The following is a 341-nucleotide window of genomic DNA, read 5'->3' on the forward strand; positions in this document are numbered from 1 at the left end:
GATTATAAGATTCATTACGGCAGTAATGTGCTTCGCACGCTCTTAAATCTGGCTTCACTTTCTAAGGCAAATGTGAAGATCCTGGAGATCTTCAACAATGAACAGGAGCCTTCAATTGAACAAATCGAGAACAGGGAATTCCTGCAGGATGCTTTTTCTCCCAGGATCCCGGTGTTGCAAACCTACTACACCTCAAAAGAAAAGAATCCGAAAAAGGTGATGGTGACCAACCGTGATATCGATATGATCGTTTTGGCAGCAAAAAACCTCAACCTGTGTCAAAAATTCCTGAAGAATGAGGAAGATGAAAATATTCCGTTTATAAACCAATTGCCTTTATT

1 protein-coding gene is annotated in these 341 nt (G+C 40.2%); it reads left to right on the forward strand.

Annotated elements, in window-relative coordinates:
- The coding region (locus HC175_RS21580) for a hypothetical protein (RefSeq protein ID WP_168139963.1) at nt 1-341 on the forward strand (341 nt) is incomplete at both ends.

The organism is Salinimicrobium oceani (assembly GCF_012037645.1).